Annotated in this window: 12 protein-coding genes and 1 CRISPR repeat array; of the genes, 6 read left to right on the forward strand and 6 right to left on the reverse strand. The window is 44.0% G+C overall.

The window, feature by feature from the left end:
* Positions 1 to 265: 265 nt before the first annotated feature.
* Positions 266 to 1,042, reverse strand: coding sequence for a CPBP family intramembrane glutamic endopeptidase (locus E5354_RS11030; RefSeq protein WP_135947501.1), 777 nt, complete (start codon positions 1,040 to 1,042; stop codon positions 266 to 268).
* Between the two features lie 372 nt (positions 1,043 to 1,414).
* On the opposite strand from E5354_RS11030, the gene E5354_RS11035 reads away from it, so the two are divergent.
* Both E5354_RS11035 and E5354_RS11040 read left to right on the forward strand, forming a co-directional pair.
* The gene (locus tag E5354_RS11035) at positions 1,415 to 2,149 is read left to right on the forward strand and encodes an HAD family hydrolase (RefSeq protein ID WP_135947502.1); all 735 of its coding nucleotides are present in this window, start codon (positions 1,415 to 1,417) and stop codon (positions 2,147 to 2,149) included.
* 174 nt (positions 2,150 to 2,323) lie between these two features.
* Positions 2,324 to 2,779 carry a GNAT family N-acetyltransferase gene (locus E5354_RS11040; protein ID WP_123396979.1) on the forward strand — a complete coding sequence of 152 codons (456 nt, stop codon included), beginning with the start codon at positions 2,324 to 2,326 and terminating at the stop codon, positions 2,777 to 2,779.
* Positions 2,780 to 2,802: 23 nt separating this feature from the next.
* Here E5354_RS11040 and E5354_RS11045 read toward each other — a convergent pair whose 3' ends face one another.
* The 4 genes from E5354_RS11045 to E5354_RS11060 all read right to left on the reverse strand — a co-directional run bounded on the left by E5354_RS11045 (position 2,803) and on the right by E5354_RS11060 (position 7,783).
* Positions 2,803 to 4,308 (reverse strand): PH domain-containing protein, encoded by a 1,506-nt coding sequence (locus E5354_RS11045; protein ID WP_135947503.1) that lies wholly within the window; start codon positions 4,306 to 4,308, stop codon positions 2,803 to 2,805.
* Positions 4,301 to 4,810, reverse strand: coding sequence for a PH domain-containing protein (locus E5354_RS11050; protein ID WP_168353890.1), 510 nt, complete (start codon positions 4,808 to 4,810; stop codon positions 4,301 to 4,303). The genes E5354_RS11045 and E5354_RS11050 overlap by 8 nt, the downstream gene beginning before the upstream one ends.
* A gap of 120 nt (positions 4,811 to 4,930) precedes the next feature.
* Entirely contained in the window at positions 4,931 to 6,559 is a 1,629-nt protein-coding gene (locus E5354_RS11055) for a TlpA family protein disulfide reductase (RefSeq protein WP_135947505.1), read from the reverse strand.
* A 324-nt stretch (positions 6,560 to 6,883) separates the two neighbouring features.
* Positions 6,884 to 7,783 (reverse strand): helix-turn-helix domain-containing protein, encoded by a 900-nt coding sequence (locus E5354_RS11060; protein WP_135947506.1) that lies wholly within the window; start codon positions 7,781 to 7,783, stop codon positions 6,884 to 6,886.
* Positions 7,784 to 8,110: 327 nt separating this feature from the next.
* Here E5354_RS11060 and E5354_RS11065 point away from each other — a divergent pair, with 327 nt between their 5' ends.
* On the forward strand, positions 8,111 to 8,539 hold the full coding sequence (locus E5354_RS11065; protein WP_123396984.1) for a GNAT family N-acetyltransferase: 429 nt from the start codon (positions 8,111 to 8,113) through the stop codon (positions 8,537 to 8,539).
* A 59-nt stretch (positions 8,540 to 8,598) separates the two neighbouring features.
* Here E5354_RS11065 and E5354_RS11070 read toward each other — a convergent pair whose 3' ends face one another.
* A complete protein-coding gene (locus tag E5354_RS11070; RefSeq protein ID WP_135947507.1) occupies positions 8,599 to 9,138 on the reverse strand; it encodes a DUF6291 domain-containing protein in 540 nt (179 codons plus the stop codon).
* Between the two features lie 282 nt (positions 9,139 to 9,420).
* Here E5354_RS11070 and cas9 point away from each other — a divergent pair, with 282 nt between their 5' ends.
* From cas9 to cas2, 3 genes are read left to right on the forward strand one after another with little or no spacing between them, the layout of a single operon-like run.
* The gene (cas9, locus tag E5354_RS11075) at positions 9,421 to 13,593 is read left to right on the forward strand and encodes a type II CRISPR RNA-guided endonuclease Cas9 (protein ID WP_135947508.1); all 4,173 of its coding nucleotides are present in this window, start codon (positions 9,421 to 9,423) and stop codon (positions 13,591 to 13,593) included.
* A gap of 19 nt (positions 13,594 to 13,612) precedes the next feature.
* Entirely contained in the window at positions 13,613 to 14,530 is a 918-nt protein-coding gene (gene cas1, locus E5354_RS11080; RefSeq protein ID WP_123396987.1) for a type II CRISPR-associated endonuclease Cas1, read from the forward strand.
* A gap of 8 nt (positions 14,531 to 14,538) precedes the next feature.
* Positions 14,539 to 14,874 carry a CRISPR-associated endonuclease Cas2 gene (cas2, locus tag E5354_RS11085; RefSeq protein WP_238337357.1) on the forward strand — a complete coding sequence of 112 codons (336 nt, stop codon included), beginning with the start codon at positions 14,539 to 14,541 and terminating at the stop codon, positions 14,872 to 14,874.
* A gap of 114 nt (positions 14,875 to 14,988) precedes the next feature.
* Positions 14,989 to 16,036: direct repeats of the CRISPR family, unit length 47 nt; unit sequence GCTGTGAACTATACACAAAGATACAAAAAATGAAAGCAATTCACAAC.
* Positions 16,037 to 16,119: the final 83 nt, after the last annotated feature.

A 16,119-nucleotide genomic window follows, 5' to 3' on the forward strand; every position in this document is an offset into this window, starting at 1 on the left:
CGACTATCTAAATCATTGATATAGCTCCATTTGGAGTGTAAGGTTCAAGTTCCTCCAGCTCCACCAAAGTCTGGTGAAAGGCAATGAAAAATCCTGCAACTCATTTAATTGCAGGATTTTCTTATATGCAATAGAATGAACTAAAATGAACTGGAGGAAAAATTTCTTATTTGGTTGAAATTTTAATATTATAATATACTTTGAGTATATTTATAAAGTGTATTTTCAACTCTTCATTTTGTGTAGTCAAATATTTTAACGCAGTTTAGAGTTGCCAGACTGTATAGCTGAAAACTTTGGTTCCGTTCTTTCTCTTATACCATATCGTTAATCCGACAGCCAAAAGTATGCTAATGACACGAGCAATATTAGAAATCAGACCTCCGGCAGCATTCTCCGTACCCTCCATAGTAAAAATAAACCATGCGAGATTCATCAAAATATGTAATCCGATTGGAACCCAAAGATTGAAGTTCCAAGCAACGTACATCCAACTGAAATACACAGCTCCAATAAATGTGACACCAAATGCTGCAAGGCTTGAAATCATGTCATGCCCCTGATAGGTATGAGCAAGACCAAATAAAGCTGCAGGGAATAGTGTAGCCCAGAAAAAGCCTATTTTTGCATATCGGAAAAATAATCCAAACATAAAGGCACGGCATAAAAGTTCCTCTATGAATCCCGGTAGAAGGCTCTTCCTTACAAGCAACGAAAATGTTAAATCGGGATTTATTGTTCCAATAATAGGAAATACGATATATAGAGGTAATACCGAAATTATAGCTACCAAAAATCCTTTTGCAAAATTTGATTCAAGCCCGAGAAATAAACACTCCTTCTGGGGCTTAACAACAATAGAGAGAACTATAAAAACAGAAAGTGCCATTAGTAGATCCCGTATTGAAGAGTTGAGCACAGTTTGGCTTGGTATATCGAGAAGTGAAGTGATGCGCCATACATTTTGCCATGCAAGATTGACAACAAAAGAGGCAACCACAGCAAAAATAGCTTTAGAAATCTTGGAATTCAATGTTGCCATCTTATCATATTTGGTTTATTTCAGGTCGCAAAGTTAAATAAAATCTCACAAATGTGATATAGTCATCTGATTATTCAATAAATACGAAGGAATGATGCAGGAGAAGGAGTTGCTGTAAATATAACCTTATGACATCCGTGAAGGTTGAGGTACACCATAATCGATTTCATTATTTGATGTCGAACGCTTGAAGAATCAATATCGTGAAAAGTGGAAAAAATGAGCCGTCAAACACTGATTTTCATCTGTGGACGAGAAATTTTGCGGGATTTACACTACTTTTGTATTCGGATTGATAATAACTGTATCCAAGACCTACGGGAATAAAAATGTGTTCGATGTAACTCTTGTGAGTCATAATGGTAATAATACATGATATATAATAATTGCGATATAAAATGGCTGTGGTTTGATCTTGACGACACACTTATTGATTTTACAACAAATTCACGCATGGCACTCGTCAAGACATTTCACTATGCAAAACTTAACCGTTGGTTCTCTGATGAGTATTGCTGGATTAGATGCTACGAGAAGCACAACCACGCTCTTTGGGATGCGGCGGCACGCGGCGAAATAACATCGACATTTCTTAAAGCGGAGCGTTTCCGACGACCGCTTGTCGAAGCCGGGATGCCGAAACATGAAGCCTACATGATATCTGATGATCTAAGCCGGTTGTATCTTAATTTGCTTGCAAACGAAAAAGAACTTGTCCCGGGAGCGGTCGAGGCTCTTTCGGCAGTACGTAGGTCAGGAACGAAAGTCGGCATCCTGAGCAATGGGTTCAGTTGCGTTCAGGGACGCAAAATAGAACGCGCCGGACTTACGGGATATATCGATAGGGTTGTGCTAAGTGATGACATCGACATTATGAAACCCGATGTGCGACTTTACAAATACGCCATGGAAACCGTCGGTGTCCAAGACCCATCCCAACATATCATGATAGGCGATAATATCAATACCGACATAAAGGGAGCTTTGGAAGCCGGATGGACGGCATTCTTTCTTCAGCCAAGACATGGCAAGCCCCGTGTTGATGTACCTGATGGGGTTGTATCAGTCGACAGCCTTTTTCATGCGATTCGCCTACTCGGCATCTAAGATTCCTCCGCGTCTACAGCTGCGATGAAAAGAAGTAGCATCATAGGGGGCTCGTCTGGCTAAAATTTAGCCCGAAGTCCGTAGGAGCGTATACCTGTCATTCCTCATAGTGCACAGGATTATCTCGGTTGCCATGTAACACACCGTTTAAATTATAAAAAATAGGATGCTATCATGTCTGAAAACTTTAAAATAGTAGAAATCAAAAACGACAAAAAGCGGTTTATACAACTTTTACTCATCGGTGACGAATCGGAAGCGATGATTGACCGCTATCTTCAAAAAGGTAATCTATATGTGGGTATATCCAACGATATTTCCATTGCTGTATGCGTGACTTTGATTATTGATAACACAACGGTTGAGATTAAAAATCTTGCAGTTCGCCCCGATTTCCATCGTTGCGGTTTTGGCAGATTAATGCTTAAACATGTAGAATGTGAGAATCCTGATAAATCCATTATCCTCGGTACAGGTGAAACTCCATCAACTCTTCGCTTTTATGAAAAATGTGGTTATCGCTATTCTCACCGCATACCAAATTTTTTCACCGACAACTATTCCAATCCTATTATCGAAGAGGGGGTGATACTCCGCGATATGGTTTATTTGAGAAAAGATAACGCGTAATAATTATACTATTCGGTAAGGTGTCATACAACCGATTCTGACGCGCTTAAGCTGACTTTTCCGTCGAGAATATAGTTGCGTATGGCAAGAGCCTCGTTCATTGCCAGCGAGGACACCGTGGCGCAGCCGGCATTGGTTGACACATTAATCGACACTCGCCCGGTGTAAGGGGTAAACGGAGTGCTTGCAATGGCCACCGATTGAATGTCACGGTATCTTATATACTCGCGTATGCATGCAATGTTGCCTCGGTTTATCTTCATATACGACTCTTTCAATTCTATGCTGCTGTGCTTCCAGGCCATTGCCGCACGCACGGCTGCAATTGCGGCGTAGACCGCGCCGGCCATTACGGCGGCCAGTGCAAGCTTTGTGCTGATCATTATTATCGCAGCACCGCCGGCTGCCAATAGCAGATGCGGGATGAATCTGCGCATCATCAATCCTATGCCCGATGCGGCCGAGAGCAGGGTAGTGTCGTTCACGCTGCCGTTGTTGCCAAGCCACCATGCGAGCAGCTCGTCGCCGAGATTTGACCCGTAAATGCGTATGCCGCCTTCATTTTTACTGTCGGTAGCATTCTCGGCCTGCTGAAGTGAAATGGTTTGACATCCGGCAATCTTTTCAAGCGGATTCCGCTTTATCGTGAGCACGGTAGTCTTTTCACGAGCGAGTCGGCATGTAAACCGTGACACAAGGCCCGATTCAATCGTCAGCAGGTTATCGGTCATCCTCAATGTCATGTTGTCGTATCGCAAGGCTATTTTACCCGTCAACAGCGCCATCACTATTAGATATATGGCTACAAGGAGGCACAGGCACTGCCAGGCTGTGGGCATCACATCGCCGGCATGGGTCCCGATATACTCTATTATTCGGTCGGTGGCGTTGTCATCGATTTGGCTTATCTTGTCAAACAGAGCCAAGGTAACGGTGGCAAGTACGGCAAATCCCTTGAGATGATTTTGGCACAGTGCGCCTTTCAGTATGTTTAAATTGCTTATGCTTCGTGTGTCATCCTTTACGGGTGGCGGAAGCGCAACAGAATCGTCGGTTATATGGGCAAAATTCTCGCCCTTGCTGACGCGCTCCAGTAGCATCTGCCAGTCCCTCTCGTCGAGAATCAGCTCCACCTCCTGCTTGTCGCTTGCAAGAGTGTCGAAAGCGACACCGCGCATGGATAAAAGTCGGTAGACCAGCCCTCTTTTTGTGCGCAGTGTATGGATTCGTGAAAGCGGTATGCTTGTTGTTTGCTTTTCCGCGAGTCCACGGGTATATATCAGTTTGTCGCCCTCGATATGGAATTTTCTGAAATAATATCTCGTGAACGCCACTGCAAGGGAATAGGTGAGTATGATTCCTGCCGCCAAGGCAAATTTCCAGAATAGTCGTCCTCCTGAATCGTGGCTGTTGTAGAGCATATACACCAATGCAACGAATGCCGCCCCTACAATATCTTTGAACGATTTCAGAAACATTATCACGAATGCGCCGGGGCTCATTCGCCGGGGAGTGGAGAAGTCAGTCATTGTCGCAGTCGGCTTTATTGATGAGCAATGATTTAAGCCGCTCGGCGTTTTCAAGCGTCAGCCCGGGTATGGTGAGCCGGTTGGAGGCCGATTGCGAGCCGTTTACAACATCGACATAGTAGAGCTTGAAAATGCGGCTTACCAAATTCATGCGCAAGCTCACCTGCTGAATCTTGCTGAAAGGAATCGTGGTGACCGAAGTGAAAAATATCCCCGTGCGGTAGGATATGTCCCTTTCGCGAAGTGCATAACCCTTGAAATTATATATTTTGTGGGCCAATGCCACATTCACGACGAAGGCAACTGCCAAGACACAATCTACAATCAGCATGGGCAACCATTGTTCCCACATCAGCGGAATGAGCAACGCACACGCCATCAAAAGAATATATACGATAATTATGCGAATCACAACCACATTCATGTAGCTGCGCTCTACCGGTTCAAAGCAAAGATTCTCTATAGGCTGAATGTCATCGCACCACACTTGCCTGTTCGTCATTCTGTTCATACGGCAAAAATAGCAAAAATTCCCCGAAAATCTCCCCAAAGGATTCTTCTATTCATTGGCCTAAAGATGTTTCATGGAATGAATTGCCTTAGCGCTATCGGTCCAACGTAATTATTCGTTCAATAGATCTGTGAAGCTCTCAACATCGGTTCTCACTTTACCGGTTTTGTCGACAAGCAGATGAAATGGAATGCCACTAAAGTTGAACTTCTCCTGCATCTGACCCCATTCGGCATTGTTTATGAAAATATGCTCGCCCTTGATGTTGTTCTCGTCTAACCATGGATTGCACTTTTCCGGTGTATCGTAGGTGACATAGAGAAACTTCACAGGCTTATCTTTCAGATCCTCCACTTTCTCTCGGTCGTTGAGCATCCCTGCACGGCAAGGACCGCATGTCATCGACCAGAAATCAACAATAATCACATTTCCCTTATATGGCTCTATAATGCGCTGAAATATTGAATCGGCCTTAGTCAGTGGCTTTTCTTCTACAGCCTGCGCCTCATGCTCTTTTACGAAGTCGCGATAGGAGAGAGTCGTTATGCGTGCAAGGTCGGGATTGGTGATGTAAGGCAATATGTTGGCCAGAAGTTCGGCATAGCTCTCGTAGTCGTCATCATAGAATAGTTTCTTATCCATGGCATAGAATACCCAATTCATCAAGCATATCTGCAAGGTAAGATTGGCTGAACTTATATTAAGGTTATCGCTTATCTTTTTAATGCCGTCGGCCAATGACTTGCGCATTGTATAGAGCGAATCACCGTATAAGAAATCTTTCTCCTTATCATATTGATGAGGATATGATGACATCACTTTGGGTTGTATAGGCAAAAATGGCGCAAACTCCATGCGATTGAAATAGAAATGATCGGCACTTATCATCAGCAGAGGATTGTCGAGCAGATATTTTTCGCGTGGAGCGAGAAAATCAAAATAGTTACGCCAATATGCATCCCGGTCATAATCATCTTGCAGATAGTTGTCGTATGAGTCCAAGAGTATCATTGCATACCATGTCAAGATACTGGTGCGAATGATGTCAGAGGCCAGCGGGGAGCAGTCGGCGAGTTCCGGCAGTCCGGCATTCATCCTCATCACCATGCTGTCCAGGCGCGCCACCTGATTATTCTTCCACATCATGAGCGAGTCTATCTGGTCGGCCTTATTTATACTGTAGGATGCATAGTTCTCCCGAGTAAGATATTTGCTGTTGATATCTTTCATCGTTCGGTTTACTTCGCCGCTAAGACCCGTGCCATCGATGATAATGCCCTCTTCCTTCGATTTTGCTTCGATATTTATTATAATGTCAACGGTATCGCCGGGACTCATATATACATTGTCGAATGGCTTAACATACACAAACATTGGATATGGCACGTTGAATTTCTTTTCGATAGTGCAATCATCATTGAAATTCATGGCATGGACTGTTTCCCGGTTAATAAGGTAGTTGCGAAGATAAGCGGTTATAGCGCCGGTATTAAGCCTCTGCGCCAACTGCTTGAGAGCAATCTTCTGCTCTTCCTCCGAAGCCTTTTTTAATTCTTCAGGCATCAACACTTTTACCCTCATCAATACATCGCCACCGTGCATGCGGTATTCGCCGATTGTGGCACTTGGATAGTTCTGCATTTGTGGCACAACGGTTTTCTTGCTTTTTTTCTTTGCGTCGCTGTGCAAAGGACAGCATAGCATTACGAGTATGCTCAGAATTGTGATGATAATCTTCATTATGGTATATATTAAATCGTTTCTGTTTTGTCAGCTGAAAGGATGGTAATAAACTCATCTTTGTATTGCTTTTCAGGTCGGTTATTTTCAGGTTGCCTTTCCTTACGAAACAATAGCTGTTAAGCTCTATATATTATGAATTGCGTTATATGAGGCAATACTTTGTAAAAGTACAATATTTTTTTTAATTGCAAGTAGAAACTCAATAAATATGTTGATTAGCAAGCAGAGTTATTGCCGTAAGCACACAGGAGCATCTGAAGAGCCTCGACCCTTCCATCATGACTGCCAGAATCAGTAAGAGTCGTAAGATTGTCTTCATATTTAATTGTTTGAAATTGTCCTATATTCTTTAGGCGTGCGTCCGGTGCGACGTTTGAAAAAGCGTACGAAATGTTGAGGGTATTCAAAACCGAGCATATCGCCTACCTGTGTTATAGATAGCGTGAGGTCGTTAAGCAATTCTCGTGCCGAGCACACAAGCCGGTCGGCTATCATGTCTTTTGCAGTTGTTCCGGTGCTCGTCTTGACGAGTTCGCCGAAATAGCCCGGCGATAGATTAAGTTTATCGGCGAAATACGCCACGGTGGGCAAGCCGCGGTGCCTGATTTCATGAGTCACATATTCATCCAGCAGGGCGTTGAATTTTTCAATTATGGTGTTGTTGATTATTTCGCGTGAATAAAACTGTCGTTCATAAAAACGCAGACAGTAGTCAAGGAAAACCTCGATATGTGATATTATGATGGACCGGGTGTGACGGTCGATGTTATGCTTCATTTCTCTTTCAATCAACCCAAGGACGGCTCCAAGCAGTTCTACCTCTTCCTTTGAAAGATGCAAAGCTTCATTGCTGTTGTAGGAAAAGTAGCTATATGACGACATTTTACTGCCCAAAGCTGTACGGGCAAGAAAATCGGGATGAAAAGCAAGCAGTGTCCAGCGAGGTTGTGCCATTCCCTCGTCTACTACAACTGTTACTTTCTGGCCGGGAGCAAATGCGGTCACCGACATTTCGTCGAAGTCATATTTAGTAAGGCCGTAGTTCAGATCACAACCTTTGGTTTCTTTAATGTATATTGCATAAACGCCAAAATCGTATGTAGTGGTTCCGGGTTTCACCTCATCGTTGCAGTGCCCTACGGCAATCATTGGGTTAAGATGCTCGAAACCGTAATATTCGTTCAGGCGACCTATCGTGTCTAATTTTACTTCGTTTGTCATATTTATTTAATTGTTTAATGCAAAATTACTGATAAACTACAACTTACAAAAATCCTGTTTGGGGCTAACATGACCTATTTTTCGGAAATACCCGATAACCTTAAGAAATTGCAAATAGTATGCTGATATAACATAGCATTATCGGTTGTAATGTTATGTCAACAGGCTCACGATGTTAAAAGTTATATAATTCTAACATTTGCCGATTGGTAGATGCATATTTATGTTTATATTTATTGGCAAAATAGAATGTAAAATGTTAAACCGCATCATCATTTGCAATGGGATGAATAAAAAATTGGAAGTTGAAACAGCTCGTTTTACAAAATGAAGAAAATAGTACGATGCAATGAAAATGATTATTCATCGCTCTCGGAAATATGGGAGCGTTCGGTTCGTGCCACGCATGATTTCCTTACTGAAAAATCCATTGAAGAAATACGGTCGGCATTGATTCCTGAATATTTTCCCAATGTTGACCTGTATGCTGTCGATGATTCCGGCTCTCTGGCCGGCTTTATCGGATTGTCGGGAGAGATGATAGAGATGCTTTTTGTTGATGCCGATTGTCGGGGACTTGGCTATGGCTCCATGTTGCTGGATTTTGCAAAGGCAAACGGAGCTACACGGGTTGATGTAAACCAACAGAATCCTTCAGCCTTGCTATTTTATATATCTAAGGGATTCCATATAATCGGCCTGGATGATACGGATGAAGCCGGAAGACCCTATCCGATATTGCATCTCTCTTTATGATGGAGCATGGCCCTGCGTGTTGTCGATAATATTCCACGAATAAACCATTTAGTCATCAATCATCGGCGGACGGGTGTTTTTGTTCGGCGTGGCTTGTGTCGTAGGAGTTTATCAAGCGTGCTTTTGCCCGGCTTCCCTTTGGCGGGGGTGCTGTGCGGTTTTGCGAGAGTGGGGCGGTGCTCCTCCGACTGCCCGGGAGTGGGCATCGGTAGTTGTTGGCAAGTTTGTGCTGATGTTTCTTGAGGCTTCATGTTCTCCATGGCCGGTTTTTGCTTTGATTCCGGTAGGCGTGACGATGCCGCTTTTGCTGCCTTTTGTGCCTTAGCCGCCTTTGCGGCTGCTTTGCGCTCGCGGGCGAGGCGTTGTAGTTCACGTGCGCGGTATCGGCGGCGGATTGTAGGCATAATCAACATGAATATTGCACGTGGCACTCCCGCAGTCACTTCGATTACGGTCAGGTCGCGCTGATAGGCTTCGATTGCAGCGCATATCTCGTCACGGTAATGCTTCGGCAGCCTGTCGACGGCATCCTTCCACTCCTGATCAAATTTCAAACTTTTGCCTCTCTTGCTATGTGCGTTCATTACTGTATTTTCCATAATCATTGTTTTTTCAGCAAATATAGTACGCCGAAATCCCCGATTTCACCCCATAATGTCGCGAAGCGCATTTTCTCCTCTATTAGTCCGGTCCTTCACTGTTTCGGGGCATAAGAAAAGCGACCCGAAGGCCGCTTTAAATGTTTTCACAACGGAATAATCCTTATTGTGAATTGCTTCATTTTTTGTATTGCAAAAATATGATTTTTTTATTATTCCGGCAAGTTATTGTTAAGATTATTTACTACATTTGTAAATATTCAATCAATCACAGCAATAGGAATGAAAAATATATTCGGATTAGATCTCGGAACTACAAGTATAGGATGGGCTGTTGTCAATGAAGCCGAAAACGACAATGAGCAGTCAGCGCTTATTGCTCTTGGCGAGAGGGTAAATCCACTTAGTACGGATGAGCGAACCAATTTTGAAAAGGGAAAAAGCATAACCACCAATTCCGACCGCAACCTCAAGCACGGGGCGAGGCTGAATCTATTCCGATATAAAATGCGTCGCAACAACCTCATATCGCTGTTGCGCGACAATGGAATTATCGACGACTCTTCAATCCTCGCCGAAAACGGTGAGCATACAACCTTTGAAACCCACAAGCTGAGGGCTAAGGCTGCGACTGAACGCATTGAGCTGACGGAATTTGCACGCGTACTGCTCAGCATCAATAAGAAGCGAGGCTATAAGAGCAGCCGTAAGGCCGATAGTGCCGAGGATGGTAAGGCCATCGACGGAATGTCGATAGCCAAGGAGCTTTATGAAAATGACTTGACTCCGGGACAGTACGTTTATGCTCGCTTATTGCAGAATAAGAAGTATGTGCCCGATTTCTATCGCTCCGATTTGAATGCCGAGTTCAATCGAATATACGCCAGGCAATCGACCTATTATCCCGATGTGCTCACCCCCGAGCTCGCCGAGCGGTTGAACGGCAAGAACGAAAAGGCTACATGGGCCATTATTGCTGATGCATTCAATATTAAAGGGGCCAAGCGGGCAACCAAAGGCTTCGATAAAAAAGTCGAGGACTACAAGTGGCGTGTTGACGCACTTGTCGACAAGCTCGATCCTGAACAGATAGCAAGCGTATTGAGTAAAATCAATCGCGACATATCGGGGTCGAGCGGCTATCTCGGGGCGATAGGCGACCGCAGCAAGTCGCTCTACTTCTCGGGGTTGACCGTAGGGCAGTATCAATATGAGTGTCTTGCAAAGAATCCCCATCACAGCCTGAAAAATGAGGTGTTCTATCGCCAGGATTATCTTGATGAGTTTGAGCGAATATGGACAGTCCAGGCTTCTCACCACGATAAGCTGAACGAAAAGCTGAAGAGTGAAGTGCGCGACATCATCATCTTCTATCAGAGGCGGTTGAAATCACAGAAAGGCAATGTGGCTATATGTGAGCTTGTGCAATACAGTGTCGATGTGACAGTCGACGGCAAGACAAAGCGGAAGATTGTAGGCCCTAAAGTGTGTCCCAAGTCATCGCCCGTATTCCAGGAGGCAAAGATTCTACAGATTCTCAATAACGTAAAGGTGACTAATCGTAACGACGACACTGAAAGGCCGTTGTCGGGCGATGAAAAATCGGCTTTGTTACGTGAGCTTAATTGGTGTGACAAGATGTCGGCTACTGAAGCGTTGAAGCTCATTTCGCTCAATCCGCGCATTTATTCGATAAATTACAAGCAACTTGAGGGAAACACGACCAATGCATCATTGCTGAAGAGCTTCATGTCGGTTGTCGATGTTACCGGCCACGACTCGGAAGCCATTGAAGACCTGCCGGCATCTAAAAAGGCTGAAATTGTGGAAGGGATTTTCAAGTCACAAGGCTTCAATACCGACATATTCCATTTTGACAGCAGTGTTGAACGTCAGGCGATTGAAAATCAACCGGCCTACATGTTGTGGCACCTTATATACTCCTATGAAGGCGATGATTCTATTTCGGGCAACGAGGCGCTTATTAAAAAGCTGTGCGAGAAATTCAACTTCGACTCGGAGTCGGCTGCAATTATCGCAGGGGTTGTGTTTAAGGCCGATTACGGAAATCTGTCGACACGAGCCCTACGCAAGATATTGCCCTATCTGAAGCAGGGCATGGTCTATAGCGATGCCTGCGACAAGGTCGACTATCGGCATTCCAAGAGGTCGTTGACGCGTGAGGAGATCGACAACCGGGACTACAAGAGTCGCCTCGACCTGCTGCCTCGCAATTCATTGCGTAATCCGGTTGTGGAGAAGATTCTTAACCAGATGATAAATGTTGTCAACAGCCTTATTGAAACTTACGGCCGTCCCGATGAAATCAGAATCGAGCTTGCCCGAGAGCTGAAAAAATCAGCGAAAGAGCGTGCCGACCTTATCTCGTCGATCAACAAGGCGACTGCCGATAACGAAAAGATAAGGCAATTGCTTATCAATGAGTTCGGTATTCAACGGCCAAGCCGAAATGATATAATACGATATCGCCTATACGATGAGCTTAGCGCGGTAGGATACCAAACTTTATACTCAGATACTTATATACCCCGCGAGGAACTATTTTCCAAGCGGTTTGACATTGAGCACATAATACCTCAGTCACGATTGTTTGACGACTCTTTTGCCAATAAAACCATAGAGGCGCGTGACATAAACATTGAAAAGGGTAATGCTACGGCATTGGATTTCGTTGAAGCCAAGTATGGCTCGGAATATGTCAAGGAGTATCGCAATCGTGTGGATATATTGCTTAAGGAAGGGAAAATAGGTCGCGGTAAGTACAATAAGCTTCTCACCAAGGAGAATGACATTCCCGAGGATTTCATAAACCGCGATTTGCGCAACACCCAATACATATCGCGCAAGGCGTTGGAGATACTGTCGGAAGTCGCACCCGAGGTTACGGCGACATCAGGCTCGATTACCGAGCGCCTGCGTGAGGACTGGCAACTTATCGATGTGCTGCAGGAGCTTAACTGGGATAAGTATGACAGGCAGGGCCTTACAGAAATATTTGTCAACCGTGACGGTAACACCGTGAGGCGTATAAAGGATTGGACCAAGCGTAACGATCATCGTCACCATGCTGTCGACGCAGTAGCCATTGCCTTTACCAGGGCGGAATATGTGCATTATCTTAATAATCTTAATGCACAGAGCGACAAGGGTAAGGAGTTCTACACCATACGTGAACGCTATCTTGAGCGTGACAAGCACAATAATCTGCGATTCCGTTCGCCGATTCCCGTCAAGGAGTTCCGCGCGGTGGTGAAGGATATGCTTGAAAAGTCATTTGTTTCGCATAAGTCCAAAAACAAGGTCGTGACAAAGAATGTCAATGCCACAAAGTGCAGCGGCGGTGTCAATCGAAAGGTGCAGCTCACACCCCGCGGAGAGTTACATGAAGCAACAATATGCGGTCGCATAATGCAGCCTGTCGTGGATAAAGAGAAGATTGGTGTATCTTTTGACTACGACAAGATTGCCACTGTGGCATCGGCCGTTGAGCGAAAAGCGTTGACACGCAGGCTTGATATGTTTAACGGCGACCCCAAGAAGGCATTTACGGGCAAGAACAGTCCGACAAAGAATCCCATATATATCGACGACGATCGTAAGGTTGAATTAGGTACGAAGGTGAAAACCGTTACGATGAAGTGTGTCTATACTAAAAGGAAGGAGATTTCCGAAGACCTTAAGCTTGACAAGGTAATTGACAAAGGTGTTAAGCGCATACTGCAACAGCGGCTCGACGAGTACGGCGGTGACCCCAAGAAGGCATTCACCAATCTTGATGCCAATCCCATATACCTGAATAAGGAGAAGGGCATAACCATAAAGCGGGTGACCATAACCGGTCCTACCGAAGTGGAGCCGCTTCACTCCAAGAGGGATCATCTTGGCAATGAGATGCGTGATGCCGACGGACGCACTATACCCACCGACTTTATAAACACCGGCAACAACCATCACATAGCCATATACCGTGATGCTTCGGGAAATCTTCAGGAACGTGTCATGAGCTTCTTTGAAGCCACAGCTCGTGCATGTGCTCTGCCTCCGCTTCCGGTGATCGATAAGGATTATAGAAAGTGCGACGGATGGGAATTTCTGTTTACAATGAAGCGTAATGAGTACTTTGTGTTTCCGCGATATGAATCGGTCGTAGACAGCTCAACAGGTCAGGAAAAGTTGATAAAGACATTTGATCCCAAGGCCGTTGATTTGCTCGACAGAGATAATTACGCAAAGATTAGCCCGAATCTGTTCAGGGTGCAAAAACTTGCGTCTAAATATTATGTTTTCCGTCATCATCTGGAAACCAATGTCGAGGAAGTCAAGGAACTCCGTGATATTACCTGGAAACGAATACAGACCATTAAATTAATGGACGATGCGGTAAAGGTAAGAATTGACAATCTTGGACGGATTGTCGCTGTGGGCGAATCGTAATCGTTAATAAAATTATACCATGATAAAACGTACTTTATATTTCGGTAATCCGGCTTATTTGTCGACCGAAAACCGACAGCTGGTAATAAGATTGCCCGACAAATGCGGGTCGGGCAATGCTGTTACCAAAAGTATTCCCATAGAGGATATAGGTGTTGTTGTACTTGACAACCGGCAGATAACCATCACCCAAGCCGCCTTGGAATCGCTTAGCGAAAATGCATCGGCCGTCATTGTGTGTGACAGCACTCATCATCCGGTTTCGTTACAGCTACCGCTTGATGGCAACACATTGCAGAGCGAGAGATTTGCGGCACAGATAAGGGCCTCACTTCCGTTGAAGAAGCAGCTGTGGCAGCAAACGATTCAATGCAAGATACGCAATCAGGCTATGGTGTTGTCATCGATACGCAATTGCGAAACAGGCAACATGATTGCATGGTCGTCGCAGGTGAAGAGCGGCGACAGTGACAATCTTGAGGCTCGTGCTGCAGCATATTATTGGCGTAATATGTTTCCTTCGGTTCCCGACTTTACACGTGATCGTTACGGATGCCAGCCCAATAATCTTTTAAACTATGGTTATGCGATACTTCGGGCAGTTGTGGCAAGAGCCTTGGTGGTAAACGGACTATTGCCAACGCTTGGCATTCATCATCACAACCGATATAATGCCTATTGTCTTGCCGATGACATAATGGAACCTTATCGACCGTTTGTGGATGCTTTAGTAGTTGATATCTTCGATAATTCTGACGGATTTGTGGATTTGACGACATCGGTAAAATCACGTTTGTTGTCAATTCCCACGATTGATGTTGTGATTGACGGATGCCGGAGTCCGTTGATGAATGGAGTAGGACGCACTACCTATTCATTGTATAAATGTTTTAGCGGTGAATCGCGGAAATTGGTCTATCCATCTTTCAACATTTGAGTTATACGATGAACAGTCGCATCAGTGAATATAGGGTTATGTGGGTGTTTGTATTCTTTGACCTTCCTACCGAAACGAAGCATCAGCGCAAGCAAGCTGCAAAGTTCCGCAAGAATCTTATATGCGATGGCTTCACTATGTTTCAATTCTCTTTTTATATAAGGCACTGTCCGAGCAAGGAGAATGCCGATGTGCATATTAAGCGTGTAAAAAGCTTTATCCCTACTGATGGAGTTGTGGGCTTGTTGTGCGTTACCGATAAGCAATTCGGCGCAATGGAATTATTTCAGGGAAAATCCGAAAAAAATTTGCCTATAGGAAGTCAACAACTTGAGTTGTTCTGACTTTCGGAAATTAAATCTAATGAAAACAAAAAACTGTTGTCAATAAACGACAACAGTTTTTTATTTGAAATAATCTTTGTACTATGTTGTCAATCAGTAAATTGCGTACAATCTGCTGTGAACTATACACAAAGATACAAAAAATGAAAGCAATTCACAACCAGTCCGTTAAAAGTGATTGCGTTGATGCGGCTGTGAACTATACACAAAGATACAAAAAATGAAAGCAATTCACAACCCAAAGATGTTTACTAAGTTTGACTCTTTGGCTGTGAACTATACACAAAGATACAAAAAATGAAAGCAATTCACAACCTTCTCCATGCCGCTGACATGGCTTTTCTGGCTGTGAACTATACACAAAGATACAAAAAATGAAAGCAATTCACAACAAACAACTCCGCGTCAAATTTTCGACTCTCGCTGTGAACTATACACAAAGATACAAAAAATGAAAGCAATTCACAACTAAAAAGCTGAGCGAAAAAATCTCGGCATCGCTGTGAACTATACACAAAGATACAAAAAATGAAAGCAATTCACAACCGAGCCTCTGGAGGATTTAGAATCACAAATGCTGTGAACTATACACAAAGATACAAAAAATGAAAGCAATTCACAACAGCCTGCGCTCTTTTGCAAACCCATCTTTGGCTGTGAACTATACACAAAGATACAAAAAATGAAAGCAATTCACAACAATATCCTCCATGGTCGCGCTCTCGAGCGTGCTGTGAACTATACACAAAGATACAAAAAATGAAAGCAATTCACAACGAGGACAATTGGATTGATTACCTTAAAAAGGCTGTGAACTATACACAAAGATACAAAAAATGAAAGCAATTCACAACTGCAGAATGAGCACATATAACGGCAAAATAGCTGTGAACTATACACAAAGATACAAAAAATGAAAGCAATTCACAACTGTCCCTCGCGTGTACGTGTGGGCGCGGGCGCTGTGAACTATACACAAAGATACAAAAAATGAAAGCAATTCACAACACCTCGATTAAATTCGCCGTTCTCGGCTTTGCTGTGAACTATACACAAAGATACAAAAAATGAAAGCAATTCACAACAGTGCAGTCTAATTACCCCCGTTTCGAAACGCTGTGAACTATACACAAAGATACAAAAAATGAAAGCAATTCACAACAACTTGGCTGGCATTATGTCAACGGCGAATGCTGTGAACTATACACAAAGATACAATAATTAGATCAATTCACAACTGCGACA

It is taken from the genome of Muribaculum sp. NM65_B17, from assembly GCF_004793735.1.
GTDB classification, from domain to species: domain Bacteria; phylum Bacteroidota; class Bacteroidia; order Bacteroidales; family Muribaculaceae; genus Muribaculum; species Muribaculum gordoncarteri.

Bases quoted from the DNA above. Each gene is read 5' to 3' on its own strand.
- E5354_RS11030 (WP_135947501.1), bottom strand. From the start codon at position 1,042: ATGGCAACATTGAATTCCAAGATTTCTAAAGCTATTTTTGCTGTGGTT.
- E5354_RS11050 (WP_168353890.1), bottom strand. From the start codon at position 4,810: ATGACGAACAGGCAAGTGTGGTGCGATGACATTCAGCCTATAGAGAAT.
- E5354_RS11035 (WP_135947502.1), top strand. From the start codon at position 1,415: ATGATATATAATAATTGCGATATAAAATGGCTGTGGTTTGATCTTGAC.
- cas2 (WP_238337357.1), top strand. From the start codon at position 14,539: ATGAACAGTCGCATCAGTGAATATAGGGTTATGTGGGTGTTTGTATTC.
- E5354_RS11045 (WP_135947503.1), bottom strand. From the start codon at position 4,308: ATGACTGACTTCTCCACTCCCCGGCGAATGAGCCCCGGCGCATTCGTG.
- E5354_RS11055 (WP_135947505.1), bottom strand. From the start codon at position 6,559: ATGAAGATTATCATCACAATTCTGAGCATACTCGTAATGCTATGCTGT.
- E5354_RS11060 (WP_135947506.1), bottom strand. From the start codon at position 7,783: ATGACAAACGAAGTAAAATTAGACACGATAGGTCGCCTGAACGAATAT.
- cas1 (WP_123396987.1), top strand. From the start codon at position 13,613: ATGATAAAACGTACTTTATATTTCGGTAATCCGGCTTATTTGTCGACC.
- E5354_RS11065 (WP_123396984.1), top strand. From the start codon at position 8,111: ATGAAGAAAATAGTACGATGCAATGAAAATGATTATTCATCGCTCTCG.
- E5354_RS11070 (WP_135947507.1), bottom strand. From the start codon at position 9,138: ATGGAAAATACAGTAATGAACGCACATAGCAAGAGAGGCAAAAGTTTG.
- E5354_RS11040 (WP_123396979.1), top strand. From the start codon at position 2,324: ATGTCTGAAAACTTTAAAATAGTAGAAATCAAAAACGACAAAAAGCGG.
- cas9 (WP_135947508.1), top strand. From the start codon at position 9,421: ATGAAAAATATATTCGGATTAGATCTCGGAACTACAAGTATAGGATGG.